Origin of the sequence: Mesorhizobium argentiipisi (SeqCode) (assembly GCF_037179585.1) — a bacterium.
Classification (GTDB): domain Bacteria; phylum Pseudomonadota; class Alphaproteobacteria; order Rhizobiales; family Rhizobiaceae; genus Mesorhizobium; species Mesorhizobium argentiipisi.
On record NZ_JAPYKO010000013.1, the window covers coordinates 1 to 26,606 of the forward strand.

Below are 26,606 nucleotides of genomic sequence, written 5' to 3' on the forward strand. Positions count from 1 at the left end.
AATCTCCATCTTGGCAGGACGCCTGAAGCGTCGAGGCCGGATACATTGGTGCAGACCGGGTGTGCCTCTCAAAACATTCCGCTTGCAGACGGGGCGGGCCATACATTGCCTGCGGCCGCGCCGATCGCGAGACGGCTGGACCGCGCCGGATTGCCTGTGACGATGCTCCGTCACTCCGATGGAAAAGTGCGCCACGACGATTCCAGTGCTGCCTTCATGCAGCCGGTAGACCCCGTCGCAGAGCGCGGAAGACTGCACGGCGCATCGGCTCTCGAAGCCTGGGAACGGAATCGTGGTTTAGAGCATAGAATAGTGTATTATCGTAGGTTAGATGAGGAACGACGATGTCAAGTAAGTCACGGAAAGCACAACCGATTAAGACGGCAGGATAAAAGGGCGCACATTGCGCGCCGGTCGGACGGTAGGATTTGCCAGGTTTTCGGGCCCACGGCGCACATTGCAGCCCCTATGGGCAATGTGCGCCGATCGCCGGAAGCCTTGTATGCGCGTCGTCCTTTCCACATTGCAGGACAGCGCCATGACCGATGAGCGTGCGTTTCGCATTCGGCCAGGTCGCATCCGCTCGACCCGCGCTCAAGCTGCACGGCCCTTCATCGCCCAAGCGCTGGCGGCGGCGAAAAAAGCTGGCGGTGGCGTCTCTCGCTCGGGAAAAGTCGTTTACGGCAACCGCTCCAGGTTTGGTCACGGACAGCGCGCCAGCATCCAGGCCAACCGCCTCATCACCTCGCGATCGCGCGGCGCAGTCGTAAAGGCTCGCGTTGTACGTCGTAGCGCGAGCCCTGCCTCACTGGCCACACATCTCAATTATCTGCGCCGGGAGGGCGTGACCCGGGACGGACAGAAGGCACGGTTGTTCGGGCCGCAGACGGAGGATGCCAACGGCGCGGCCTTCGCCGCGCGCGCCAAGGATGATCGGCACCATTTCCGTTTCATCGTCTCTCCCGACGACGCCCTCGAGATGGCGGACCTCAAATCCTTCAGCCGCGATCTGGTGGGGCAGATGGAGAAAGACCTCGGCACTGGGCTCGACTGGGTCGCGGTCGATCACTGGAACACCGAGCATCCGCACGTTCATCTGATCGTGCGCGGCGTGCGCGACGACGGCCAGGACCTGGTCATTGCGCGCGATTACATCAAGGAAGGCATGCGGGACCGGGCTCGCGACCTGATCACTCAGGAACTGGGGCCGCGAACCGATCTCGATATCCGTCGCTCACTCGAAAGCCAGATCCGGTCCGAACGCTGGACCGGGCTCGATCGCCAGTTACTTCGCAACAGCCGCGACAGCGGGGTCATCGATTTGGCCCGACGCCCTCATTATCAGCCCGACGAATATCATGCGCTCAAGATCGGCCGTCTGCGCAAGCTCGAAGCGCTTGGTCTCGCCGACCAGATCGGCCCGGGCCAATGGGTCCTCGACGACCAGGCCGAAGCGAGGTTGCGCGAGTTGGGCGAGCGTGGCGACATCATAAAGCGCATGCATCGCGCACTGACCACGCGAGGGATCGAACGGGGTTCGGCCAGTTATGTGTTGGCCGCCGAAAGTCTCGATACTCCCATCGTCGGCGGCTGGTCGATCGCGGACCCGATGATGAACTGAGCGGTGCGGCCTACGCGGTTGTCGACGGCATTGACGGACGTATCCATCACATCAGATTTTGTACTCTGGATGCCGCCGGCGACGGCCCGACGGGATCGATTGTCGAGCTGCGCAAGTTCGATGATGGGCGCGGCCAGCGTCGCGTCGCGCTTGCGGTGTGCTGCGATCTTAGCGTGGATGAACAGGTTACCGCACCGGGCGCGACCTGGCTCGACCGCCAGGCTATTGCTGGCCGGCCTGCCGCACTGGCGAAGGGGGGCTTCGGCGCCGAGGTCGGCGATGCCTTGGACCGCCGGGCCGAACATCTGGTCAACCAAGGGCTCGCCGAGAGGCAAGGCAACCGGATCATCTTCAGCGCGAACCTGCTCGATACGCTGCGCCGTCGCGAACTGGAGGTGATTGGCGACAAGCTCGCGGCCGATAGAGGACGGCCCTTCAACCGTGCCGCCAGCGGCGACTATGTCGCCGGTGTCTATGGTCAACGCCTGTCTCTCGCCTCCGGCCGTTTCGCCATGATCGACGACGGATTTGGCTTCCAACTTGTACCCTGGACACCCTCCCTCGAAAACATCGCGGCCAGCATGTCTGCGGGGTTGCTCGTGGTGACGGCGGCATCGACTGGAGCTTTGCCCGCAAGCGCGGGCTCGGTCTCTGACAGCTAAAAGAAAGGATGAGGCCATGTCCGCAACGAAGATCCTGTGGGGTCAGATCCTCGCCGTCTTCCTGATCGTCCTGTTGACGACCTGGACGGCGACGCAATGGACCGCATGGCGGCTTGGGTTCCAGGCGCAACTCGGACCGAGCTGGTTCGAAGTCGCCGGCCTGCCTGTCTACCATCCACCCGCCCTGTTCTGGTGGTGGTACTTCTACGACGCCTATGCCCCTGCCGTTTTCATGGAAGGCGGACTGATCGCCGTGTCGGGCGGCTTCTTGTCTGTCATTGTTGCAATCGGCATGTCTGTGTGGCGCGCACGTGAAGCCAAGAACGTGGTGACTTACGGTTCGGCGCGATGGGCCAACAGGAGAGAGGTAAAGGCAGCCGGGCTGCTCGGCGCCGACGGTGTGGTGCTAGGGCGCTATCAGCGTCATTACCTTCGCCATGATGGGCCCGAGCATGTGCTGTGCTTCGCCCCAACCCGTTCGGGCAAGGGCGTCGGCCTGGTGGTGCCTTCGCTGTTAACCTGGCCGGGCTCAGCGATAGTCCACGACATCAAAGGCGAGAATTGGCAAATCACCGCCGGGTTCCGTGCTCTGCACGGTCGTGTCCTGCTGTTCGATCCCACCAATTCGAGATCGTCGGCCTACAATCCTTTGTTGGAGGTGCGCCGTGGTGAATGGGAGGTGCGCGATGTCCAGAACATCGCCGACATTCTGGTCGATCCGGAAGGCAGCCTGGAAAAACGAAACCATTGGGAAAAGACCAGTCACGCATTGCTGGTAGGCGCGATCCTTCACGTCCTCTACGCCGAGAAGGACAAGACGCTCGCCGGCGTGGCCGCCTTCCTTTCGGATCCGAAGCGTCCGATCGAGTCCACGCTGGCGGCAATGATGAAGACCGCCCATTTGGGAGAAGCAGGCCCGCACCCGGTCATCGCCAGTGCGGCGCGCGAACTGCTCAACAAATCTGACAATGAGCGCTCGGGCGTGCTCTCCACGGCGATGTTCTTCCTCGGTCTCTATCGCGACCCCGTCGTCGCCGAGGTGACGAGCCGCTGCGATTGGCGGATCAGCGACATGGTCGGCGCCATCAAACCAGCGACACTCTACCTGGTGGTGCCGCCTTCGGACATTAATCGGACCAAGCCGCTCATTCGCCTTGTCCTCAACCAGATTGGGCGTCGCCTGACCGAGGAGCTTCAGGCGACGAGCAATCGGCATCGGCTTCTGGTCATGCTCGACGAGTTTCCTGCGCTCGGCCGCCTCGACTTCTTCGAAACTGCATTGGCTTTCATGGCTGGCTATGGGCTGAAGAGCTTCCTAATCGCGCAGTCGCTTAACCAGATCGAGAAGGCCTACGGCCCGAACAACTCCATCCTCGACAACTGTCATGTGCGCGTGAGCTTCGCAACGAATGATGAAAGGACCGCCAAACGTGTGTCTGACGCGCTAGGCACTGCAACCGAGATGCGGGCGATGAAGAACTATGCCGGCCACCGGCTTTCACCCTGGCTCGGACATTTGATGGTGTCGCGGCAAGAGACCGCCCGCCAGTTGATGACACCTGGCGAGATCATGCAGCTTCCGCCGACCGACGAGATCGTCATGGTGGCGGGCACATCACCGATCAGGGCGAATAAGGCACGCTATTACGAGGATATCCGCTTGCGCGAACGCGTCCTGTCGCCGCCCGAGCTGGCGCGATCCGAAAAAGCTCGTCCTAACGATTGGAGTAGCCTGACAATCCTGAAACAGCCCGAGGTCGACGAAGCTCCCGGCACGCTCCAGGAGCGAGATGAAGATCCGACCGAGTCCGAGCAGCGCCAACAACCCGAACTGAACCGCGGGAGCCCGATCGAGAAAGCGGGCCCTCTCGAGAACGAGTTCGGTATCGAGGCGGCCGACGATACTGACGATGGCGAAGCTGTCAGAAACCGCCGCCTGGCGCGCCTCATGAAGGGCACAGCGCGGCAGGTCTCGCTCGACCCCGATGACGGCATGGGATTGTAGGTGCCATGACCAATCGAAAGAAAAAAGTGCAGATCTCTGTCTATCTCGATCCGGCAGTCATGAAGATGCTTCAGGATTGCGCGACGCGGCGCGGACAATCCCAGTCCATGATCGCGGAGGCCGCGATCGCGTCGTTCTTGTCGCCGGACGCGGATGAGCGTCGCGAGGCGGCGATCGTCAAACGCCTCGACCAGGTCGATCGGCGGCTGGGCCGGCAGGAGCGCGACACAGGCATCGCGGTCGAGACGCTTGCGGTGTTTGTCCGCTTTTGGCTCGCGACCACTCCCGCCTTGCCGGAACCTGCGGCCCAGGCGGCTCGTGCCAAGGCGGCCGAACGCTATGAGGCTTTCGTCTCTGCCTTGGGCAGGCGTTTGGCCAAGGGACCGAAACTGCGACAGGAGATATCGGAGGATATCGATCCAGTTGGCGACAAGGGAATGCCGTCCCCGGCCGGAATCTAGGTTCTGGCGCGCGCCAGGCTCCCGCGGCGTTGCTTCAGAATGACGATCCAGGATAGCCACGGGCCGCCATCAAGAACCTGACGTCCGATATGGATCACTGCGACCAGAAAAAACAAGCACTTGGGCGCTTGTCGCTCCCGCCTTTCGTCAACGTCGAGTACTGAATAATAAGCTTGAAGCGCTGTTGCCGATCATTGTGCTCGACGGGGAGCCCTTATCTTGGCCTAATGGCGACCTAGCTGAAACGATCGGGGACGGCGAGACCAGGTGAGAGAATGAAGTTCACACTGACAGCCATTTTGCCTGTAATCGCGGCGCTGCTCTTCGCCGCGGGTTGCTCATCGACCGCCGCATCTCTCGATCCGGCGAAATACGACAAGATGAATTGCGCCGAGCTCAACAGGGCGCTCGGCGACACCGCCACCGATATTTCACGGACTGCCATCAGCCGCGGCAAGGTCGCCAACACCAGCGTGCCGAGCTGGCTGCTCGGCGGCGAGCGCGTGAAGACTGTGGTGGCCAATCGCGAAACCGCCCGGATCGACACGCTGCAGCAACAGCAGCAGGTGATCGTCGCGACGCGGAGGCAGAGGTGCCCGGCCTCGCAGTAGCCGAACCGATCAGGCTTGCCCGGCTTCAAGCGCTCATGCGAAACTTTGTGGTGTCGATCGCGGCGTTCATCAGCGTCTGCGTGTAGGCTTCGCGCGGATTGTCGAAGATTTCCTGCGTCGGACCTTCCTCGACGATCTTTCCCTGCTTCATGACGATGATGTAGTCGGCCATGGCGCGCACTACCGCGAGATCATGGCTGATGAACAGGTAGGACAGTTCGTGATCGGCCTGCAGCTTGCGCAGCAGCTCGACGATCTGCTTCTGCACGGAGCGGTCGAGCGCCGAGGTCGGCTCGTCCAGCACCACCACTTTCGGCTTCAGGATCATGGCGCGGGCAATGGCGATGCGCTGGCGCTGGCCGCCGGAGAATTCGTGCGGGTAGCGGTTGCGCGCGTTGGGATCGAGGCCGACCTCGCGCAGCGCCTCGACGGCGCGCTGGTCGCGCTGCTTGCCTGTGAGCGAGGGCTCGTGCACCAAAAGGCCTTCGGTGATCACCTGGCCGACGGTCATGCGCGGCGACAGCGAACCGAACGGATCCTGGAAGACAAGTTGCAACTCTCGCCGCAGCGGCCGCATCGCCTGGCGGTCGGCTTCCGATATGTCGCGATCGCCGAAGCGGATGACGCCGTCGCTCGGCAAGAGCCTGAGCAGCGCGCGGCCGAGCGTCGACTTGCCCGAACCGGACTCGCCGACGATGCCGATCGTCTGGTTGCGCTTCAGCCGGATCGAGATCCTGTCCACCGCGCGCAGCATGAGCGGCTCGCCGCCAAGGAAGCCGCCGCCGATCCTGAAGACGACTTCGACATTGCGGCCTTCCAGGAGCACCGGCGAACTGGCGGGCGGCGCCGCCTTGGTGCCGGTCGGCTCGGCCGCGAGCAGCATCTTGGTGTAGGCATGCTGCGGGTTGGCAAAAAGCGCCTCGGCGTTGCCCTCCTCCACCACCTCGCCCTGGCGCATGACATAGACGCGATCGGCGAAGCGGCGCACGATGCCGAGGTCGTGGGTGATGAAGACGATGGCCATGCCGAACTTGCGCTGCAGTTCGGCAAGCAGCATCAGGATCTGCGCCTGGATGGTGACGTCGAGCGCCGTCGTCGGCTCGTCGGCAATCAGGATGTCGGGATCGTTGGCCAAGGCCATGGCGATCATGACGCGCTGGCGCTGACCGCCCGACATCTCGTGCGGATAGGATTTCATCCGCCGCTCGGGATCGGAGATGTGCACCAGCCGCAACAGCTTCAGCGCTTCTTCCCGCGCCGCAGCCCCGGATAGCCCGCGGTGCCGGCGGATCGGCTCCATCAGCTGGTTGCCAATGGTGTAGAGCGGGTCGAGCGAGGTCATCGGCTCCTGGAAGATCATGCTGATCTTGCGGCCGCGGACCTGGTTCAGCTCGCTTTTGGTCATCTCCAGAAGATTGCGGCCGCGATAGTCGACCTGGCCTGTCGCCTCGCCGTTGGAGGAAAGCAGGCTCATCGCCGCCATCATCGTCTGGCTCTTGCCGGAGCCGGATTCGCCGACGACGGCGACCGTCTCGCCGGCATTGACCTTGATATTGATGCCCTTGACGGCCTCGACCGTGCCGTCGAGGGTCTGGAACCGGACGCGCAGGTCCTTGATGCTGAGGATCGTTTCGGCAGCCATGTCCGCGGTCCCCATCTTTATCGATCCTTCGGGTCGAGCGCGTCGCGCAGGCCGTCGCCGACGAAATTCAGCGCGAACAGCGTCGAGACGAGGAAGAAGGCGGGAAACAGGAGCAGCCAATTGGCGTAGCCGATGTTCTTGGCGCCGACCGAGATCAGCACGCCCCAGCTGGTCATCGGCTCCTGCACGCCGAGACCGAGGAAAGAGAGGAAGCTTTCCAGGATGATGACCTGCGGCACCAGGAGCGTCATGTAGATAACCACGGGGCCAAGCAGGTTGGGGATGACATGGCGCAACAGGATGCCGCGCTGGCCGACGCCCATGGCCTCCGCCGCCTGGACATATTCCTGCCTGCGGATCGACAGCGCCTGGCCGCGCACGATGCGCGCCATGTCGAGCCACAGCACAGCGCCGACGGCCAGGAACATCAGCACGAAGTTGCGGCCGAAGAACACCACCAGCATGATGACGAAGAAGATGAATGGCAGCGAATAGAGCACGTCGACGATGCGCATCATCACCTCGTCGACCCGGCCGCCGGCAAAGCCAGCCGCCGCCCCATAGATGACGCCGATGACGCCGGCGACAACGCCGGCCAGCAGGCCGATCGCCAAGGATATGCGCCCGGCCATCAGCGTGCGCGAGAGCAGGTCGCGGCCGGTGTTGTCGGTACCGAAGAAGAAATATTGCTGTTTCACGGCCGAGCTCATGGTCACTTCGAGACCGTCGGGCGACTTGTTCTCGATCCTAGTGTCGTCGAAGGCGTCGGAGCGGTCGAGGTAGCGGATGTTGCGGTCGTCGATCGGCTTGGTCGAGGTGATGGTCACGATGACGCGATTGCCGTCCTGGTGCCATTCCTTGATGTCGGCGCGCATGCGCTTGATGGCATCGCCCAGCGCACCCTGGATCATGTCGGGTTTCGGATAGGCCGAAAGGCTCGGCGGCATGCGCACATAGTCGCCATAGATGGTGGTGTATTGATGCGGCACGACCCACGGACCGCAAATGCTGATGACGGCGATAAAAGCCAGGTAATAGAGGCTGAGCATCGCAGCGCGGTTGCGTTTGAGCCGCGCCCAGGCATTGCCCCAGAGCGAGCGGCCGACGATCGGCTCGGGAACCGCGACGGCGAGCTCAGTCATAGCGCACCCTTGGGTCGACGACCGCATAGAGCAGGTCGACGATCAGGTTGAAGACGATGGTGAAGAGCGCGATCACCACCACGGTTCCCATGACCAGAGTGTAGTCGCGGTTGAGCGCGGCATCGACGAAGTAACGGCCGACCCCGGGGATGGAGAAGATCGTCTCGACGATGATCGAGCCGGTCAACAGCGCGGCTGCCGCCGGGCCGGTGAAGGAGACGATCGGCAGCACGGCGCCGCGCAGTGCGTGCTTGACGACCACCGACCAGTCGGAGAGGCCCAGCGCGCGGGCGGTGCGGATATGATGCGAACGCAGGCTCTCGATCATGGAGCCGCGCATCAGGCGGGCCACGATGGCGATCTGCGGCAAGGCCAGCGTCAGCACCGGACCGACCTTGTTGATCAAGGCGCCGTCGCCCCAGCCGCCGATCGGCAGCAGCTTCCAGGAAAGCCCGAACACGAGCTGGATCACCGGCGCGGTGACGAAGGTGGGGATGGTGCTGCCGGCGGTGGCTAAAGCGATCACAGAATAATCGCCTATTTTGTTCTGGTTGAGCGCCGCGATCGTGCCGAGGATCGAGCCCAGCACCAGCGCCAGCACCAGTGCCGAGGTACCGATCTGCACCGAGATCGGCAGACCCTTGGCGAAGAGTTCGGTGACGGTGAAATCCGGCAAATTGTAGCTCGGGCCGAAACTGCCGCGCAAAAGATTGCCGAGATAGTGTACATATTGCAGCCAGAGCGGATCGTTGAGACCGAACTGGGCTTCGAGATTGGCCCTGATCTCAGGGCTCAAGCCCCGCTCCTGGTTGAACGGGCCGCCTGGCGCGACGCGGATCAGGAAAAACGCCACCGTCACGATGACGAAGAGCGTGGGGATGGCGGTCAACAGCCGCCGGAAGACATAACGCAGCATCGGCGCCCCGCTTCAGCCAGGGCGACAGGCTCTCCAGTCGAAGATCCGTGGCGCGCCGGCATCTCTGATCTTCGCACCGGCATTCCCGAAAATCCAATCCGACTTTCGGCCCGGCACGACGACAGACCGCGACCGCCGCTCCCAAAAGAGAGCGGCGGCACGGCCAAGGTTTCTTGTCAGTCCTTGGAGATGAAGCGGGACGGATGAATGTCCATCACATTGTCTTCGAAGCCATGCACCTTCGAGGAAACGATGTCGTGGTAGCTGTAGTAGAGAAGCGGGATCTCGCCGACGTCGTCGACGAGGATGCGCTCGGCTGCGGCGAGGTCCTTCATGCGCTCCTCAGGCTTGCCGCCGGCGGCGGCTGCCTTGTCCATAGCGGCTTCATAGGCAGGGCTGTTGTAATTCGAATAGTTGTTGCCGCTCGCCTTGCGCGAGATGCCGAGGAAGGTCTCCGGATCCTTGTAGTCGGCGATCCAGGCGGCGCGGGCGACGTCGTAGTTACCCTTCTGCTCGAGGAAGCTATAATGGGTCTTGGTGTCGGTGTTGAGCAGCGTCACCTCGACGCCGAGCGGCTTCAGCTGTTCCTGGATGGCGACCGCCGTGTTCTTGTGGTTCTCCGAGGTGTTGTAGCGGATCTCCATCTTCAACGGATGCTCGGGCGTGTAGCCGAGCTTTTCCAGGATCTTCTTGGCCGCATCCTCGCGGTCGATCTGCGGCATGTCGGCATATTTGGCCAGTGCCGGCGTGTAGCCCTCGATGCCCGGAGGCACCATCGAATATCCAGGCAGCATCGAGTTTTGCCAGACCTTCTCGGCGAGGAAGTCGCGGTCGATCGCCATCGAGATGGCGTTGCGCAACTCGATATTGTCCCAAGGCGCCTTGTCGGTCTTGATCGCATAATAATAAGTGCCGAGATATGGCCCGACGCGGACCTGGTCACCGAATTTGGTTTTTAGATCGGCGAGCTGTTCGGTCGGCAGATCGCCATAGCTGTCGAGTTCGCCTGCTTCGAAACGCTTCATCGCCGACGAGCGATCCTCGGTCGGGATGTAGTTGACCACGTCGAGCTTGACGCTCGCGGCGTCCCAGAACTTCGGGTTCTTGACCAATTTCATGTGATCATTGGGAACCCACTCGGCCAGCGTATAGGCGCCGTTGGAGACCAGCTTGCCCGGCTTGATCCAGTCGGCGCCGAGCTTGTCCATGGAAGCCTTGTTGACCGGATAGGTCGCCTGGTGGGTCAGCATCTCCAGGAAATAGGGTGTCGGAGCCTTGAGCGTGACTTGCAGCGTGTTGGCGTCGATCGCCTTCACGCCCATATCCTCGGCCTCGCCTTTTTTGGTGTTGAAGTCCTCGGCGCCCTTCACCGGATAGAGCATCGAGGCGTATTCTGCAGCGGTGGCCGGATCTTCCAGCCGATGGAACGAATAGACGAAGTCGTCCGCCGTCACCGGGGTGCCGTCCGACCAGAGGCCGTCCTTGCGCAGCTTGAAGGTGTAGACGGTGCCGTCATCCGACACCGTCCAGCTTTCGGCGGCGCCCGGAATGAGGTTCGTCTTCTGGTCATGCATGACGAGGCCCTGGAACAGGTCGCGTATGATATCGGCCTCGTAGACCGTCGACGTCTTGTGCGGATCGACCGTCTCCGCCTCGGCGGCGGCGCCGCGGTTGTAGACGGTCTCGGCGAAGGCCGGCGTGTAGAATGTGCCGGCGGCCAAGGCCACTGTGGTGGCGAACACCGTCGCCTTCAGCAGGTCTTTCAGCATGAACTTTCTCCCTGTCGGCGCAGCCCCTCAGCCGCGCCTTCTTAAGTTTTGACACCCCGGAACCGTTGCAACGGCCCCGTTTCAGGCGTGCCGCCGGACCCTTCCGGCGGCTGGTGGCAGGAGACTAGACAGAGCGAAATCTTATTTCAACCGTTGCCTGCTTGACGCAGAGTGAGCGTCATCACGCTAAAACAGCGAAAACTAAGCTTAGAGCTTGCCTTCAACTTGGCACACCTGCCGGTTGTTCGACGCGTTTTCTGTTTTTGCAGGCGGGTTTTGGCATTCTGCGCATCATGCTGAAAAACCGAAAATTCGCCGTTTTGTGGTGTCGTTTCCGGGCTGACGCCACGGGCACGTCGGCAATCGAATTCGCCATGCTGGCGCCGATCTTCATCCTGCTTCTGCTCGGCATGGTTGCATATGGGATTTATTTCGGCGCCAGCCATTCGGTGCAGCAGATCGCCGCCGATGCGGCGCGCACGGCGATTGCCGGCCTAAACCAGACCGAGCGGCAGGCGCTGGTTACCGATTTCGTCGCTCACGACGTCTCGGGCTATCCCTTCGTCGATCCCAACAAGCTGACTGTCAACGCGCAGGACAGCGCCGCCGACGGCAGCCAGTTTGTCGTCTCGGTCACCTACGATGCGCGCAACCTGCCGATCTGGAACCTGTTCCGGACGCTGCCCTTGCCGGGCACGACGATCCAGAGTCAATCGACGATCCGCGTCGGAGGGATATGATGCGGACCAAGGGGGATTGATTGCGGCGACGCGAAGGCTGCTCGCCGACCGGAGCGCGAATTTCGCCGTCATGACGGCGCTATGAACGCCCGTGGCGCTGGCGCTGACCGCCTTCGCGATCGACGAGGGCTCGCTTTACAACGAGCGCCGCGCCGCGCAGTCGATCGTCGACCTTGCCGCCATCACCGCGGCCTCGAACATCACCAACGCCCAGCAGGCGGTGCTGACCGCGCTCAGCGACAACGGCATCACCTCGGTCGCTGTGCAGCAACAGGGCATGACCGTGGCGCCGACCGCCAGCAAGGCCGTCGTCCAGGTCGTGCCGGGGCGCTACACGGGCGTCAGCACCATTGCCGCCGGCAGCCGGTTCGAGGCGGGCAAGGTGCCCTACAATGCGGTCCAGGTGACGCTGAAGAAGCAGGGTACGCTCTATTTCGCCGGCTCGATCATGTCGCCGCCCACCCTCGGCACGACGGCAATCGCCAGCGCGCAGCCGCAAGCTGCTTTTTCGGTCGGCTCGCGGCTCGCCAGTCTCAATGGCGGCATTCTCAACGCGCTTCTCGGCGGCCTTCTCGGCGGCAACATCTCGCTCAGCGTGATGGATTACAATTCACTGGTGTCGGCCGATATCGACGTTCTTTCGTTCACCGATGCGCTGGCGACGCAATTGCATCTGACCGGTGTGAGCTATTCCGACGTGCTCGCCTCCAAAGCAACGATCGGCCAGATCGCCACCGCCATGGCCAACGTGCCGGGGCTCGACCGCACGTCCAAGATCGCCCTGCAGACCATGGCTTCCAGCGCCACCAACACCGTCAAAATTCCGCTCGGCACCCTCATCGACCTCGGCTCCGTCGGCGATCTCGGCGTCGGGCAAAAGCCGGCCGGCCTCAACGTGACAGCCAGCGCGCTCAGTATGCTCACCGCGGCGGCCGCTCTGGCCAACGGCACGAACCAGGTCGCGGTCAATCTCGGCGCCACCATACCGGGGCTGGCATCGACGACGCTTGCGATCGCCATCGGCGAGCCGATGCAGAACTCGGCGTGGCTGGCGGTGGGAGAGGCCGGCACCGTGGTGCGCACCGCGCAGACGCGCATCAAGCTCAATGCCGACGTCACCGTCGGCAATTCCAATCTCGGCGGCGGCACCAGCCTTGTCGCCGTCCACCTGCCGCTCAATGTCGAGGTGGCTTATGCCGAAGCCAAGCTGACCGACATCAGTTGCCCGACCGGACCCTCCAGCATTAAGGTTTCGATCGCCGCGCAGCCTGGCGTCGTCTCGGCGCATCTCGCAAACAGCAATGCCAGCGGCTTTGCCGACTTCGCCCAGCCGCAGTCGTTCTCCAACGCCGATATCGCGGACCTGAGGCTGTTGCTCATTCCGCTGCTGCAGGTGACAGGCTCGTCGGCCTTCTCGGTCACCAATATGGCGCCGACGAACCTGACCTTCAGCGCCACCGATATCGCCAACAAGGCGATCAAGACGGTGTCGACGAAGAACCTGACGCAGTCGCTCACGACATCGCTGGTCAACAACCTGTCGCTTTCGATCAATGCGCTGGGACTAGGCCTCAATGTGACCGCCCTGCTCGGCACGGTGAAACCGGCGGTAACGACGCTGCTCAACGGCGTGACCGAGCCGGTCGACAGCCTGGTCTACAACGTTCTTGGGGCGCTCGGCGTCCGTGTCGGCGAGGCCGACGTCCGGGTGACTGGCGCGACGTGCGGGCGTTCGGTGCTGGTTCAGTAAGCTGCCGTCAGCCAATCCTGCCGACGAAACTGCCCAGAGGCGGCAGCGCCAGCACAATGTCCTCGATAACACCGGTAAGAATGCCGGCGGCGTCAACGTCAAATGGCGTTATCTCGGCCTCGCCGATCTCCGTGGGCAGCGCCCAGCCTGTTGCCTCGGGCGAGAAATTGAAAACGCAAAGCAGCCTTTCGCCGTCGCGCTCGCGGAGGAAAGCGAGCACATCACCTTCGGCATCAAGAAAGCGGATCGCGCCTTGGATCAGTGCCGGATGGCTCTTGCGCAAGGCAAGGATCGACCGATAGGCGGCAAGCACCGACCGCTCCTCGCCATTCTGGGCGTCGACCGCCCGGGCGCGATGCGCCTGCGGCACCGGCAGCCAGGGCTTGGCCCGTGAAAAGCCGGCGTTCTCGGCCTCCGCTTCCCAGACCATCGGCGTGCGGCAGCCGTCCCTGCCCTTCACGCCCGGCCAGAAACGGATGCCAACGGGATCGCGCAGATCCTCATAGGCCAGTTCGGCTTCCTCCAGCCCCAATTCCTCGCCCTGATAAAGGCAGATCGACCCGCGCAGGCATGACAGCAGCGCGATCGAGAACTTGGCCACCGCGTCCGGGCTCTCGCCGGGCCGCGTCCAGCGGCTGACATGGCGCACGACGTCATGGTTCGAAAAGGCCCAGCAGATCCAGCCGTCCGGGGCGGTCGTCTCGAACGCCTCCACGCAGCCGCGCACATGGGCGGCGGAAAATTGCGGACTAAGCAGGTCGAACGTGTAGCACATCTGCAATTTGTCGCCGCTGGAGACATAGGCGGCGAGCGTCTGCAAGGAACGCTCCTCGTCTCCCACCTCGCCGACCGCGGCGCGGTCCGGATATTCGTCTAGCAGCGCGCGGAAGCGTTTCAGGAAAGCGAGGTTCTCGGGCCGCGTCTTGTCGAAAAGATGCTCCTGGAAGCCATAGGTGCTGGTCGCACCGTTGGTTCCGGCGACGCTTGATGCCAAAGGCGGATTGTCGCGCAGCCAGCGGTCGTGGACATAGTAGTTGACGGTGTCCAGCCGAAAGCCGTCGACGCCGCGCTCCAGCCAGAAGCGTACGGTGTCGAGGACCGCATCCTGCACCTCCGGATTGTGGAAGTTCAAATCCGGCTGCGCGGCGAGAAAATTGTGCATGTAATATTGCCGGCGGGTGGCGTCCCATTCCCAGGCCGGCCCGCCGAATAGCGATTGCCAGTTGTTGGGCGCACTGCCATCCGGCTTGGCGTCAGCCCAGACGTACCAGTCCGCTTTGGCATTGTCGCGGCTGGCGCGGCTCTCAAGGAACCATTCATGCTTGTCCGACGAATGCGAGATCACCTGGTCGATGATGAGCTTCAGGCCGAGCCAGTGCGCCTCGGCGACCAGCGCATCGAAATCCTCCAGCGTGCCGAACATCGGATCGACGTCGCGGTAGTCCGACACATCGTAGCCCATGTCGGCCATCGGCGACTTGAAGAAGGGCGACAGCCAGACGGCGTCGACGCCGAGGGAAGCGATATGGGCGAGCCGCGCGGTGATGCCCTTGAGGTCACCGCTGCCGTCGCCGGTCGTGTCCTGGAAGGAGCGCGGATAGACCTGGTAGATGACGCAGCCGCGCCACCATTCGCTCCCTTGCCCGGAATTGTCGCCAGTCATCACGAGCCCTTCCAGTTGCGCGATTTAGCGGCACGCCGCTCGACCATGAAACTGACGCTTCGACCGGGTAACGGCCGCGCCAGATCGACCGGCTCTGCCTCGAGCGCCGGGTGCCACTCAAATCCATCGCGTGCAGGCAAGGTGAAGACGCATTGCCGGCGATCGCCATTGATCATCACGGCAAGGCGGCCGCCCTCGTCGTTGGCGAGCAGCATGACGAGGCGATGTCGCCCGGGATCGTTCCAGTCGGCCTCGCCGAGCGGCGCACCGGTCTCAGCCAGCCAGGCTACGTCGGGGACTTCCGATCCGTCGGCGGGCTCGCCGGTCAGGAAGCGTTGATCGGCCAGCGCAGGCAAGACCCGACGCAGTGCAGCCAGCGACGATGCGTATTGCTCGAGCGCCTGATCGCGGCCGGCCCAGTCCAGCCAGGTGATGGCGTTGTCCTGCGCATAGGCATTGTTGTTGCCCTTCTGCGTGCGGCCGAACTCGTCGCCGGCTGTCAGCATGATGGTGCCGCGCGAGGCGAAAAGTGTCGCCAGCAGCGCGCGCTGGTCGTCGAAGCGCGCCTTGGCAATCGCCTCGTCGTCCGTCTCGCCCTCGGCGCCGTTGTTCCATGACAAATTGTCGTTATGGCCGTCGCGATTGTGCTCGCCATTGGCCTCATTGTGCTTGCGCTCATAGGCGACGATGTCGGCCAGCGTCATGCCATCATGCGCAGCGATGAAATTGACCGTGCGGCTCGCCGGTTGGCCTTCCCTGCCGAAGACATCGGAGGAACCTGCAAGCCGTGTGGCCAAGGCGCCGACCGCGCCGGCATCGCCGCGCCAGAATCGCCTGACATCGTCGCGGTAACGGTCGTTCCATTCGAGGTATGGCGGGCGGAAATTGCCGAGCTGGTAGCCGTTCGGACCGATGTCCCAAGGCTCGGCGATAAGCACGCGGTCGGCGAGCACGGGATCGCCGGCAATGGCCTGAAGCAGGGACGCTTCCGGATCGAAGGCGCCGTCGATACGGCCGAGCACCGGCGCCAGATCGAAGCGGAAGCCGTCGACACCGGCGAAGTGGGCGAAGTAGCGCAGCGTGTCGAGCACCATCTCGCGCATCGCCGGATGGTCGCAGGCGACGGTGTTGCCGGTGCCGGTGTCGTTGACCAGCCTGCCGTCCGGCTGATGCCGGTAGTAGGCCAGCGCATCGAGCCCACGCAGCGACAGCGTCGGCCCGAGCCGGTCGCTCTCGCCGGTGTGGTTCAAGACGAGGTCGAGGATGGTGCCGATGCCTGCCTTGCGCAACGCGGCGACGGTATCGCGCAACTCCCCGATGCCGCCGGGCGCCAGGCGCGGATCGAGCGCCATGAAGGTGACGGGATTGTAGCCCCAGGCGTTGCTCAGCCCCAATGGCGGCAGATGCCGCTCGTCGATCGATGCGGTGACCGGCATCAGTTCGACGGCCGACACGCCGAGACGCTTCAGGTGCTCGATGATGGCCGGATTGGCGAGCGCCGCGATGGTGCCCCGCTGCGCTTCCGGCACGTCCGGATGCAGCCTGGTGAAGGAGCGGACGTTGAGCTCGTAGATCAAGCCGCCGGGCCGGAACAGCGGCGGCTGGGGCGGCACCGGCTTGGGCAGGAACCGCGCCATCGCCTTCGGCATCAGCGAGGCCGTGTCGGTGCCTTCGTTGCGTTTGGCGGCAAGCCGCCAATGATATTGGTATGGACGATCGAGCTCGACGGCATAGGGATCGGTGAGAAGCTTGTTTGGGTCGAACCACTGACCGCGCTCCGGCGCATAGTCACCATCGGCGCGAAAGCCGTAACGCGTGCCGTCGCCGAGGCCGCGGACAAGGAGCGCATGCACGCCCCCGCCTTCCGGGTTGAGTTCCAGCCGGTCGATCTCGCGCGCGCCGCTGTCGTCGAAAAGCGAGACCCACAGGCGTCTCACGGATGACGACCAGACGGCAAAGCGGATGCCTTCGGGGGTGATGGTTGCGCCGAGGGTCATGCGCGCGCCTCCCCTTCTTCCCTTGCGGGAGAAGGTGGATCGGCGCGCAGCGCCGAGACGGATGAGGGGTGTTGGAAGAATTGAGGCGCCGGCGATGTGAGCGCCGGTTTGCGCCAAGCTGGAGCACCCCTCATCCGTCGCCTTCGGCGACACCTTTTCCCACAAGGGGAGAAGGTGGAGACGCGTGCCCCCACCCTCAAGTAATCACGCTCGGCTTGTTGCGGCCGGTGTGGCTCTTGATGCCGGCGATGTCGTCGGCGGCGGCTATGAGATCGGCGAGCGCTTCCTGCGTGTCGAGGTCGTGCCTTGCCTTGTCCGGCTCGTAGCGCTCGATATAGACGCGCAGCGTCGCACCCGAGGTGCCGGTGCCGGAGAGGCGAAGCACGACGCGCGAGCCACCCTCGAACAAGATCCGGATGCCCTGATGCTCACTCACCGAGCCATCGACCGGATCGCGATAGGCAAAATCGTCGGCCTTAGCGATCTTCAGGCCGCGCGCGGTCGTGCCCGGCAGCGAGCCGAGCTTGGCGCGCAGCTCATCCACCAGCGCATTGGCGCGGTCGCTCTCGACCTCCTCATAGTCGTGGCGCGAATAGTAGTTGCGGCCGTAGGTCTCCCAATGCTTGGTGACGATGTCCTTGCAGCTCTCGCCGCGCGCGGCGAGAATGTTGAGCCACAAAAGCACCGCCCACAGGCCGTCCTTCTCGCGCACATGGTTGGAGCCGGTGCCGGCGCTTTCCTCGCCGCAGATGGTCGCCATGCCGGCGTCGAGCAGGTTGCCGAAAAATTTCCAGCCGGTCGGCGTCTCGTAGATGCCGATGCCGAGCTTTTCGGCGACGCGGTCGGCGGCGCCGCTGGTCGGCATGGAGCGGGCGATGCCCTTCAGGCCGTCCTTGTAGCCCGGCGCCAGTTTGGCATTAGCGGCAAGCATCGCGACCGAGTCCGACGGGGTGACAAAGATGCCTTTGCCGATGATCAGGTTGCGGTCGCCGTCGCCGTCGGAGGCCGCGCCGAAGTCCGGCGCGTCGGGCCCCATCATCTCGTCATAGAGATGCTTTGCGTGCACAAGGTTCGGATCCGGGTGATGGCCGCCGAAATCCGGCAGCGGCTTGAAATTGCGGCAGGTGCCGTTCGGCGCGCCGAGCCGATGCTCGAGGATTTCCTTGGCATAGGGGCCGGTCACCGCATGCATGGCATCGAAGCGCATGCGGAAGCCCGATTTGAAGAGCTTTCGCAGCGAATCGAAGTCGAACAGGCTTTCCATCAGCTCGGCATAGTCCTTGACCGGGTCGAAGATCTCGACCGTCATGTCGCCGGCCTTGACGGTGCCGATCGTGTCGATATCGACGGTGCCGATATCGGCGATCTTGAAGCTCTTGATCTGCTTCGACTTAGCGAAGATCGCGTCGGTGATCTTTTCCGGCGCCGGGCCGCCATTGCCGGCATTGTATTTGATGCCGAAATCCTCGTGCGGGCCGCCCGGATTGTGGCTGGCCGACAGGATGATACCGCCGAAGGTCTTGTATTTGCGGATGATGTTCGAGGCGGCGGGCGTCGACAGGATCCCGCCCTGCCCGACCATCACCTTGCCGAAGCCGTTGCCGGCGGCGATGGCGATGGCCTTCTGGATGACCTCGCGGTTGTAGAAGCGGCCGTCGCCGCCGATCACCAGCGTCTTGCCCTGAAATCCGTCCAGCGCATCGAAGATCGACTGGATGAAGTTCTCGGCATAGTGCTCCTGCTGGAACACCGGCACCTTTTTGCGTAAACCGGAGGTGCCTGGCTTCTGGTCGGTATAGGGTTTGGTGGGGACGGTTTTGATCATGCCTCAGGCAGCCCTTTTCGAAAGCAGCAAGCGATAGAGTTCGACGTATTTTTCGGCGCTCTTGTCCCAGGAGACATCGGCCTTCATGCCCTGGCGCTGGATCGAGGCCCAGGTCGCCGGCCGCGCATGCTGCTCGACCAGCCGCTGGATGGCATGCAGCATCGCGGCACCATTGTTGGGCGCGAACTGGAACCCAGTGGCGACACCGGCCGACAAGGCGGCCTCGTTGGCGTCGATGATGGTGTCGGCCAAACCGCCCGTGCGGGCGACGACCGGCACGCAGCCATAGCGCAGGCCGTAAAGCTGGGTCAGCCCGCAGGGCTCGAAGCGGGACGGAATGACGATGGCGTCGCAGCCGCCTTGCATGACATGCGAAAGGCCTTCGTCATAGCCGACGACGACGCCGACGCGGCCGCGATGGCGAGCGGCGGCGGCAAGCAGCGTGCCTTCGAGGCCGGCGTCGCCCGAGCCCAGAATGGCGAGGCGGGCGCCGGCGGCAACGATGCCGTCGACGACCGCGGCGAGGATATCCATGCCCTTCTGCCAGGTCAGCCGGCTGACGACGCAGACGATCGGGCTGCCGTCCGCCTCCAGACCGAACCGGTCTTCGACCGCCTTGCGGTTCTTGGCGCGCGCTGCAAGCGTTTCGGCCGAATAATTGGCGACCAGATGCTTGTCGGTTTGAGGATTCCAGATGTCGACATCGATGCCGTTGACGATGCCGTAGAGGTCGCTGGCGCGCATGTTGATCAGGCCGTCGAGGCCCATGCCGAATTCCGGCGAGCGGATCTCCTGAGCATAGGTCGGGCTCACCGTGGTGATCGCCCAGGCGGCCTGGAGACCGGCCTTCAGAAAGCCGACGCCGCCGTAATATTCGACGCCGTCGAGCTGCATCGCCACGCTCGGCAGGCTGAGCTCGCCGAAGATGCCGGCGCCGAACTGGCCCTGGAAAGCAAGGTTGTGCACGGTGATCAGCGACGGCACGCCGACTGCCTTGCCGTAGCGCATATAGGCAAGCGTCATCGCCGACTGCCAGTCATGGGCATGCACGATGTCGGGCTGGTAACCGGAGATCGCGCCGCCGGCAATGTCGCCACCCGCTTGGCTCAAAGCCGCGAAGCGGCGCCAGTTGTCGGGCCAGTCGGCGCCGGAGGCGGTTCCGTAAGGGCCGCCCTGGCGGTCGAAGAGGTGCGGCGCGTCCAGCACGAAAAGATCGAGGTCGCCGATCTTGACGGCATGGACCGAAGCCTTGCCGCCCTGCAGCATCGGATACTGGTAGACGGGTTTCTTCTTGGTGAAGGCAGCCATCACCACTGGATAGCCGGGAACCAGCGTGCGCATTGCAACGTCCTTGCCGGCAAGCGCGATCGGCAAGGCGCCGGTCACGTCGGCAAGCCCGCCGGTCTTGATCAGCGGGAAGATTTCGGGCGTGACCGACAGAACCTGCATGCGCTCCACATTCCGATCTCAACGTGACAGGTCAAAGTGACAATCTGTTGATCTAGTCGTCAGCCTGCTGATCGACCCGACGGCTTGCTGACAACCCTGGGGGGTTGACAGTTTGTTGGTCGACCCTACGAGGTCGACAACTTATTGATCGACCCTATTGGGTCGACAACTTGTTGATCATGTCCTGCGTGATCAGGCAGATGCCCTTCTCCGATACGCGAAAACGCTTAGCGTCGAGCGCCGGGTCCTCGCCCACCACCAGTCCTTCCGGGATGTGGACGCCGTGATCTATGACGACGCGCTTGAGGCTTGCGTTGCGACCGACCTGGACGTCGGGCAGCATCACCACTTCCTCGAGCTTGGAATAGGAATTGATGCGCGCGCCGGTGAAAATCAGGCTGCGGCGCAGCGAGGCGCCGGAGACGATGCAGTCGCCGGAGACCAGCGAGGAGATTGCCTCACCGCGGCGGCCGTCCTCGTCATGCACGAACTTTGCCGGCGGCTTCAATTCGGCATAGGTCCAGATCGGCCAGTCGCGGTCGTAGAGATCGAGCTCGGGCGTGATGTCGGTCAGGTCGATATTGGCTTCCCAATAGGCGTCCACGGTTCCGACGTCGCGCCAGTATGGTTCGGCCTCATGCGAGGAACGCACGCAGGACTTGGCGAAGCGGTGGGCGATCGCCTTACCGTGCTGCACGACATAGGGGATGATGTCCTTGCCGAAGTCGCGGCTGGAGCCGGGCTCGGCCGCGTCGCGTCGCAACTGTTCCATCAGGAACTTGGTCTTGAAGACATAGATGCCCATCGAGGCCAGGGCGAATTCCGGCTTGTCCGGAATGCCTGGCGGATCGGCCGGCTTTTCGACGAAGGCGATGATGTTGTCCTTGGCATCGACATGCATGACGCCGAAGCCGGTCGCCTCCATGCGCGGCACTTCCAAGCAGCCGACGGTGACGTCGGCGCCGGCGTCGACATGCTGGCGCAGCATCAGCTCGTAGTCCATCTTGTAGATGTGGTCGCCGGCCAGGATGACCATGTATTCGGGCCCATAGGCCTCGATGATGTCGATGTTCTGGTAGACGGCGTCGGCCGTGCCTTCATACCACTGCGTTTCCGAGACGCGCTGCGATGCCGGCAGGATGTCGAAGCTTTCGTTTCGCTCCGGCCGCAGGAAGTTCCAGCCGCGCTGCAGGTGGCGGATCAGCGAATGCGCCTTGTACTGGGTGGCGACGCCGAGGCGGCGGATGCCGGAGTTCAACGCATTGGAGAGGGCAAAGTCGATGATGCGTGTCTTGCCGCCGAAATAGACGGCGGGCTTGGCACGCCGGTCGGTCAGCTCCTTGAGGCGGCTGCCGCGGCCGCCGGCGAGCACATAGGCCATGGCATCGCGCGCCAGCGGCTGGGTTCTTTTGATCTCTGCCATTTTGTTACCCTCCCAAACAAGCTGCCCGGACCGTTGCAAGAGCAGGATGAGACATCATCTGCTTCAATCCGTGACGAATTCCAGCATGATCGTCGACAGCGGCGGCAGAAGCATAGTCGCCGATGTGCCGCCCCCTTCCCCGCTCGCGTCGACCATGCCGCCATTGCCCATGCCGGAGCCGCCATAGTCGGCGGCATCCGTATTGATGATTTCGCGCCACTTTCCCGCCTTCGGCAGTGGCACACGATAGTTCTCGCGCGGCACCGGCGTGAAATTCGAGATGACGGCGATCGGGTTGCCGTCCGGCGCGCTGCGCAGCCAGGCGAAGACCGAATTGTCGCGGTCGTCGACGATCAGCCAGGAAAAACCCTCCGGCTCGCAGTCGCGCGCGTGCAGCGCCGGGCGCGAACGGTAGAGATAGTTCAGGTCGCGCACCGTCTGCCAGACGCCGCGGTGCGGCGCGAATTCCAGCAGGTTCCAGTCGAGCGCGCGTTCCTCGCTCCACTCGCGGCGCTGGGCGAATTCCTGGCCCATGAACAAGAGCTTCTTGCCAGGATAGCCCCACATGAAGGCGTAATAGGCGCGCAGCGTGGCGAACTTCTGCCAGTCGTCGCCGGCCATCTTGTGGAGCAGCGTGCCTTTGCCGTGCACGACCTCGTCATGCGACAGCGGCAGGACGAAATTTTCCGAGAAAGCGTAGACCAGGCCGAAGGTAATCTCGTTGTGATGGTGCTTGCGGTAGATCGGCTCCTTGGAGAGATACTCCAGCGTGTCGTGCATGAAGCCCATGTTCCACTTGAAGCCGAAGCCGAGGCCGCCTTCATGCACGGGGCGCGACACTTTCGGCCATGAGGTCGACTCCTCGGCGATCGTCATCACGCCGGGATGATGGCCGTAAACCTCCTTGTTCATCTTCTGCAGGAAGCTGACGGCCTGCAGGTTCTCGCGCCCGCCCTTCTCGTTGGGGACCCATTCGCCGGCCTTGCGCGAATAATCGAGGTAGAGCATCGAGGCGACCGCGTCGACGCGCAGGCCGTCGACATGGTATTTCTCGGCCCAGAACAGCGCATTGTTGACGAGGAACGACACCACCTCGCGACGGCCGAAATTATAGATGGCGGTGTTCCAGTCCGGGTGGAAACCCTGGCGCGGATCGGCATGCTCGTAGAGCGCGGTGCCGTCGAATTTCACCAGCCCGTGCTCGTCGACCGGGAAATGGGCCGGCACCCAGTCCAGGATGACGCCGACGCCGGCGCGGTGCGCTCCGTCGACGAAACGGGCGAAGCCGTCCGGATCGCCGAAGCGGGCCGTCGGCGCATAAAGCCCGGTGGTCTGGTAGCCCCAGGATGGATCGTAGGGGTGCTCCGAGATCGGCAGGAACTCGATATGGGTGAAGCCGGTGTCGGCCACATAGGGGATCAGCCGTGCGGCGAGTTCGTCCCAGGACAGGAACGTGCCGTCGTCGCGGCGTTGCCAGGAGCCGGCATGGACCTCGTAGATCGAGATCGCCTCGCGCCGGGGATCGGCTTTCTGCCAATAACTGCGATGCGCCTCGTCGCCCCATTGATGCGCTATGGCCGGCGCCGTCACCGAGGCGGTCGCCGGGCGCAATTCCGACTCGAAGGCGAACGGGTCGGCCTTGAGCGGCAGGCGCACGCCGTCGGGCCCGATAATCTCGAACTTGTAGGGCTTGCCAGCGCCGATATCGGGAATGAACAATTCCCAGATGCCCGTGTCCTTGCGGTCGCGCATCGTGTGGCGGCGACCATCCCAGTCGTTGAAGGCGCCGACCACGGAGACGCGCCGGGCATTGGGCGCCCAGACAGCGAAATGGACGCCGGTGGCGCCCTCGTGATCGATGATGTGGGCGCCGAGTTTGTCGAAGAGCCTCAGATGCGAGCCCTCGGCCATATAGTAATCGTCCATCGGGCCGAGCACCGGACCGAAGGAATAGGGATCTGTCAACCACCAGTCGCCGCCGGCATTCCTGGCATGATAGCGCAGCGGCTGACGCTTGCGGATCGAGACCTTGCCCTCGAAGAAGCCGGCATCGTCGCTGCGGGAAAGCTCGCCGGCTTCCTTGCCGGTTAGCGTGTAGGCGGTGACGAATTCGGCATTGGGCACGAAGCAGCGCGCGACGAAACCTTTGCCGGCTTCCTGCACGCCCAAGACCGCGAAAGGATCGCCATGCGTTCCGGCGACAATCGCCGCGACATCGCCGGCTGGCGCCAGTCCGTCCGGCCCGCTTGTCGCAGCGGTCGCGCGCGGCTTCCTCATCAAACGGTCGCCCTCCCCGGGCACCTTGTTCTGGCGCATGCTCGCTCCGGCATGCCCCGGCCACATTCTTTGTGGCTCATGCAATCATATCAGACGGGCACGTTCCAGATGTCTTTCGCATATTGACGGATCGTGCGATCGGACGAGAACCAGCCGACGCGGGCGACGTTGCGGATGGCGCGGGCGTACCAGTCGGGGCTGTTGCGCCACACGGCGTCGACCTCGCGCTGGCAGGCGGCGTAGGAATCGAAGTCGGCCGCCACCATGAACCAGTCGCTCTGGTAGAGGCCGTTCATCAGGTCGCGATACCGGTCGGGGTCGTCGGGCGAGAAGACGCCGGAGGAAATGGCCGATACCGCCTGCGACAGCTCGGACGAGCCCTCGATCACGCCGCGCGGATTGTAGCCATTGTTGCGCCGCTCGGTGACTTCGGCCGTGGTGAGGCCGAAGATGAAGATGTTGTCGTCGCCGACATGTTCCTTGATCTCGACGTTGGCGCCATCGAGCGTGCCGATGGTGAGAGCGCCATTCAGCGCGAACTTCATGTTGCCGGTGCCCGATGCTTCCATGCCGGCGGTCGAGATCTGCTCGGAGAGGTCGGCGGCCGGCATCATCACCTCGGCCAGGCTGACATTGTAGTTCGGCACGAACACGACCTTCAGCAGGCCGCGCACCGATGGATCGCCGTTGATGACTTTCGCGACATCATTGGCCAGTTTGATGATCAGCTTGGCGTTGTGGTAGCTCGGCGCCGCCTTGCCGCCGAAGAATTTCACGCGCGGCATCCAGTCCCGCTCGGGATGCGAGCGGATCTGGTCGTACAGCGCGATCGCCTCCAGGATGTTGAGCAGCTGACGCTTGTATTCGTGGATGCGCTTGACCTGGATATCGAACAGCGCCGACGGGTCGAGCCTGATGCCGAGACGGTCGATGACGAGATTGGCGAGCCGCGCCTTGTTCTGCCGCTTCACGGCGGCGAACTTCTCGCGGAAAGCGGCATCGTCGGCGAGCGGGTCGAGATCCTTGATCGCCTCGATATCGTCCATGAAGCGGTCGCCGATCGCCTCGCGGGCGAGCGAGGTCAGGCCCGGATTGCACTGGATCAGCCAGCGCCTGGGCGTAATGCCGTTGGTCTTGTTGTTGATGCGGTCGGGATAGAGCTTGTGGAGATCGGCGAACACCGTCTCCTTCATCAGCTCGGTGTGCAGCGCCGAGACGCCGTTGATCGAATGCGAGCCGACAAAGGCCAGATTGCCCATGCGCACGCGGCGGTCGCCATTTTCCTGGATCAGCGAGATGCGGGCGATCTGATCGCCCGAGAACTGGTTGGTGGCGCGGGCCTCGAGCAGCACCTGCGCGTTGATGGCGTAGACGATCTGCATGTGTCGCGGCAAAAGCCGCTCGAAGAGCGGCACCGGCCAGCTTTCGAGCGCCTCGGGCAACAGCGTGTGGTTGGTGTAGCCGAAGGTGCGCTTGGTGATGTCCCAGGCCTGGTCGAAGTCCATGCCGTGGACATCCATCAGGAGCCGCATCAGCTCCGCCACGGCGACCGCGGGATGGGTGTCGTTCAAGTGGATCGCCGCCTTGTCGGGCAGCGATTTCAGGTCGCCATACTGGCTCAAATGCCGCTGGACGATGTCCTGCAGCGAGGCGGTGGAGAAGAAATACTCCTGCCGCAGCCTGAGCTCCTGGCCGGCCACGTGGGAATCGGCCGGGTAGAGCACGCGCGACAGCGCGTCGGCCTTGTTGCTTTCGGCCAGCGCGCCGATGTGGTCGCCGGCATTGAACTTGTCGAGCAGGATCGGGTCGATCGGCATGCCGGACCAGAGTCTCAGCGTGTTGACGCGCCTGGCGCGCCAGCCGGCCACCGGCATGTCGTAGGCGACGGCCAGCACATGCTCGGTCGGCCTCCAGACGTGGCGTTCGATCCGGCCGTCCTTGGAGGTGATCGATTCCACCGAGCCGCCGAAGCCGACCTCGAAGGAGCGCTCGCGCCGTTCGAACTCCCAGGGATTGCCGTGATCGAGCCAGGTCTCCGGCAGCTCGACCTGCCAGCCGCCGTGGATTTCCTGGCGGAACATGCCGTTGGCGTAGCGGATGCCGTAACCATGGGCGGGGATGTCGACGGTCGCCATGCTTTCCATGAAGCAGGCGGCGAGACGTCCGAGGCCGCCATTGCCGAGCGCGGCGTCCGGTTCGAGCCCCGCGATCAGGTCGAGGTCGACGCCGAGGGAGGACAGCGCCTCGCGCATGTTCTCCATCAGGCCGAGATTGGAGAAGGCGTCACGCATCAGGCGCCCGATCAGGAATTCGAGCGAAAGGTAATAGACCCGTTTTTCCTGCTGGTCGTAGGCTTCCCTGGTTGCCTGCATCCAGTGGTCGACGATGCGGTCGCGGACGACCTTGATCGAAGCCGTCAGCCAGTCATAGGGCGTCGCGACGGTTATGTCCTTGCCGACCCGGTATTTGAGCGACATCAAGACCTCCTCGGCGAGGGTCTTGGGATCGGGATTGTCGAGAACAGGGGCTTCGATCGTCATGGCGGATGTCATTTCGCCTCTCGTTCAACTGGCGTGATCATAGCGGCTTGTATCGTTCCTCCCAGCCCCATCCTAGTGCATTGCGCCATATATACTCAATCGATTTAGCCGGC

General features: G+C 63.4%; 16 protein-coding genes and 1 pseudogene. 6 read left to right on the forward strand and 11 right to left on the reverse strand.

The features are described from left to right. The first annotated feature begins 538 nt into the window (after positions 1 to 538). The 4 genes and pseudogenes from O7A05_RS18570 (at position 539) to O7A05_RS18585 (ending at position 5,360) form a co-directional block, all read left to right on the forward strand. Positions 539 to 2,276, forward strand: a pseudogene (locus tag O7A05_RS18570) (relaxase/mobilization nuclease domain-containing protein). 23 nt (positions 2,277 to 2,299) lie between these two features. Continuing rightward, complete coding sequence (locus O7A05_RS18575; protein WP_337094442.1) at positions 2,300 to 4,288, forward strand: conjugal transfer protein TraG; 1,989 nt, start codon at positions 2,300 to 2,302, stop codon at positions 4,286 to 4,288. Positions 4,289 to 4,293: 5 nt separating this feature from the next. After that, the gene (locus tag O7A05_RS18580) at positions 4,294 to 4,749 is read left to right on the forward strand and encodes a CopG family transcriptional regulator (RefSeq protein ID WP_278160415.1); all 456 of its coding nucleotides are present in this window, start codon (positions 4,294 to 4,296) and stop codon (positions 4,747 to 4,749) included. A gap of 275 nt (positions 4,750 to 5,024) precedes the next feature. Continuing rightward, complete coding sequence (locus O7A05_RS18585; protein ID WP_337094443.1) at positions 5,025 to 5,360, forward strand: hypothetical protein; 336 nt, start codon at positions 5,025 to 5,027, stop codon at positions 5,358 to 5,360. 25 nt (positions 5,361 to 5,385) lie between these two features. Here the strand turns inward: O7A05_RS18585 and O7A05_RS18590 are convergent, their stop codons facing one another. From O7A05_RS18590 to O7A05_RS18605, 4 genes are all read right to left on the reverse strand, one after another. Continuing rightward, positions 5,386 to 7,002 carry an ABC transporter ATP-binding protein gene (locus O7A05_RS18590; RefSeq protein ID WP_337094444.1) on the reverse strand — a complete coding sequence of 539 codons (1,617 nt, stop codon included), beginning with the start codon at positions 7,000 to 7,002 and terminating at the stop codon, positions 5,386 to 5,388. A gap of 17 nt (positions 7,003 to 7,019) precedes the next feature. After that, on the reverse strand, positions 7,020 to 8,144 hold the full coding sequence (locus O7A05_RS18595) for an ABC transporter permease (protein ID WP_337094445.1): 1,125 nt from the start codon (positions 8,142 to 8,144) through the stop codon (positions 7,020 to 7,022). Next, entirely contained in the window at positions 8,137 to 9,060 is a 924-nt protein-coding gene (locus O7A05_RS18600; RefSeq protein ID WP_224515579.1) for an ABC transporter permease subunit, read from the reverse strand. The genes O7A05_RS18595 and O7A05_RS18600 overlap by 8 nt, the downstream gene beginning before the upstream one ends. Positions 9,061 to 9,236: 176 nt before the next feature. Beyond that, complete coding sequence (locus tag O7A05_RS18605) at positions 9,237 to 10,829, reverse strand: peptide ABC transporter substrate-binding protein (protein ID WP_337094446.1); 1,593 nt, start codon at positions 10,827 to 10,829, stop codon at positions 9,237 to 9,239. Positions 10,830 to 11,122: 293 nt separating this feature from the next. Between O7A05_RS18605 and O7A05_RS18610 the strand changes: the two genes are divergently transcribed. Then, entirely contained in the window at positions 11,123 to 11,569 is a 447-nt protein-coding gene (locus O7A05_RS18610) for a TadE/TadG family type IV pilus assembly protein (protein ID WP_337094447.1), read from the forward strand. A 91-nt stretch (positions 11,570 to 11,660) separates the two neighbouring features. Beyond that, entirely contained in the window at positions 11,661 to 13,319 is a 1,659-nt protein-coding gene (locus O7A05_RS18615; RefSeq protein ID WP_337094448.1) for a TadG family pilus assembly protein, read from the forward strand. 7 nt (positions 13,320 to 13,326) lie between these two features. Here the strand turns inward: O7A05_RS18615 and bglA are convergent, their stop codons facing one another. The 7 genes from bglA to O7A05_RS18650 all read right to left on the reverse strand — a co-directional run bounded on the left by bglA (position 13,327) and on the right by O7A05_RS18650 (position 26,505). Beyond that, complete coding sequence (gene bglA, locus O7A05_RS18620) at positions 13,327 to 14,982, reverse strand: beta-galactosidase BglA (protein ID WP_337094449.1); 1,656 nt, start codon at positions 14,980 to 14,982, stop codon at positions 13,327 to 13,329. Continuing rightward, on the reverse strand, positions 14,982 to 16,979 hold the full coding sequence (glgX, locus tag O7A05_RS18625; protein WP_337094450.1) for a glycogen debranching protein GlgX: 1,998 nt from the start codon (positions 16,977 to 16,979) through the stop codon (positions 14,982 to 14,984). The genes bglA and glgX overlap by 1 nt, the downstream gene beginning before the upstream one ends. A 196-nt stretch (positions 16,980 to 17,175) precedes the next feature. Continuing rightward, complete coding sequence (locus O7A05_RS18630; RefSeq protein ID WP_337094451.1) at positions 17,176 to 18,804, reverse strand: alpha-D-glucose phosphate-specific phosphoglucomutase; 1,629 nt, start codon at positions 18,802 to 18,804, stop codon at positions 17,176 to 17,178. 3 nt (positions 18,805 to 18,807) lie between these two features. Beyond that, positions 18,808 to 20,253: a glycogen synthase GlgA gene (glgA, locus tag O7A05_RS18635; RefSeq protein WP_337094452.1), complete on the reverse strand. Its 1,446-nt coding sequence runs from the start codon at positions 20,251 to 20,253 to the stop codon at positions 18,808 to 18,810. Between the two features lie 154 nt (positions 20,254 to 20,407). Beyond that, complete coding sequence (glgC, locus tag O7A05_RS18640; protein ID WP_337094453.1) at positions 20,408 to 21,676, reverse strand: glucose-1-phosphate adenylyltransferase; 1,269 nt, start codon at positions 21,674 to 21,676, stop codon at positions 20,408 to 20,410. A 63-nt stretch (positions 21,677 to 21,739) separates the two neighbouring features. Then, positions 21,740 to 23,953, reverse strand: coding sequence for a 1,4-alpha-glucan branching protein GlgB (gene glgB, locus O7A05_RS18645; RefSeq protein WP_337094599.1), 2,214 nt, complete (start codon positions 23,951 to 23,953; stop codon positions 21,740 to 21,742). Between the two features lie 89 nt (positions 23,954 to 24,042). Then, on the reverse strand, positions 24,043 to 26,505 hold the full coding sequence (locus tag O7A05_RS18650) for a glycogen/starch/alpha-glucan phosphorylase (RefSeq protein ID WP_337094454.1): 2,463 nt from the start codon (positions 26,503 to 26,505) through the stop codon (positions 24,043 to 24,045). Between the last annotated feature and the right edge of the window lie 101 nt (positions 26,506 to 26,606).

Coding starts and splice junctions, on each gene's coding strand:
- O7A05_RS18650 (WP_337094454.1), bottom strand. CDS start 26,505: ATGACATCCGCCATGACGATCGAAGCCCCTGTTCTCGACAATCCCGAT.
- bglA (WP_337094449.1), bottom strand. CDS start 14,982: ATGACTGGCGACAATTCCGGGCAAGGGAGCGAATGGTGGCGCGGCTGC.
- O7A05_RS18590 (WP_337094444.1), bottom strand. CDS start 7,002: ATGGCTGCCGAAACGATCCTCAGCATCAAGGACCTGCGCGTCCGGTTC.
- O7A05_RS18595 (WP_337094445.1), bottom strand. CDS start 8,144: ATGACTGAGCTCGCCGTCGCGGTTCCCGAGCCGATCGTCGGCCGCTCG.
- glgA (WP_337094452.1), bottom strand. CDS start 20,253: ATGCAGGTTCTGTCGGTCACGCCCGAAATCTTCCCGCTGATCAAGACC.
- O7A05_RS18575 (WP_337094442.1), top strand. CDS start 2,300: ATGTCCGCAACGAAGATCCTGTGGGGTCAGATCCTCGCCGTCTTCCTG.
- glgX (WP_337094450.1), bottom strand. CDS start 16,979: ATGACCCTCGGCGCAACCATCACCCCCGAAGGCATCCGCTTTGCCGTC.
- O7A05_RS18580 (WP_278160415.1), top strand. CDS start 4,294: ATGACCAATCGAAAGAAAAAAGTGCAGATCTCTGTCTATCTCGATCCG.
- O7A05_RS18600 (WP_224515579.1), bottom strand. CDS start 9,060: ATGCTGCGTTATGTCTTCCGGCGGCTGTTGACCGCCATCCCCACGCTC.
- glgC (WP_337094453.1), bottom strand. CDS start 21,676: ATGGCAGAGATCAAAAGAACCCAGCCGCTGGCGCGCGATGCCATGGCC.
- O7A05_RS18605 (WP_337094446.1), bottom strand. CDS start 10,829: ATGCTGAAAGACCTGCTGAAGGCGACGGTGTTCGCCACCACAGTGGCC.
- O7A05_RS18610 (WP_337094447.1), top strand. CDS start 11,123: ATGCTGAAAAACCGAAAATTCGCCGTTTTGTGGTGTCGTTTCCGGGCT.
- O7A05_RS18630 (WP_337094451.1), bottom strand. CDS start 18,804: ATGATCAAAACCGTCCCCACCAAACCCTATACCGACCAGAAGCCAGGC.
- glgB (WP_337094599.1), bottom strand. CDS start 23,953: ATGAGGAAGCCGCGCGCGACCGCTGCGACAAGCGGGCCGGACGGACTG.
- O7A05_RS18585 (WP_337094443.1), top strand. CDS start 5,025: ATGAAGTTCACACTGACAGCCATTTTGCCTGTAATCGCGGCGCTGCTC.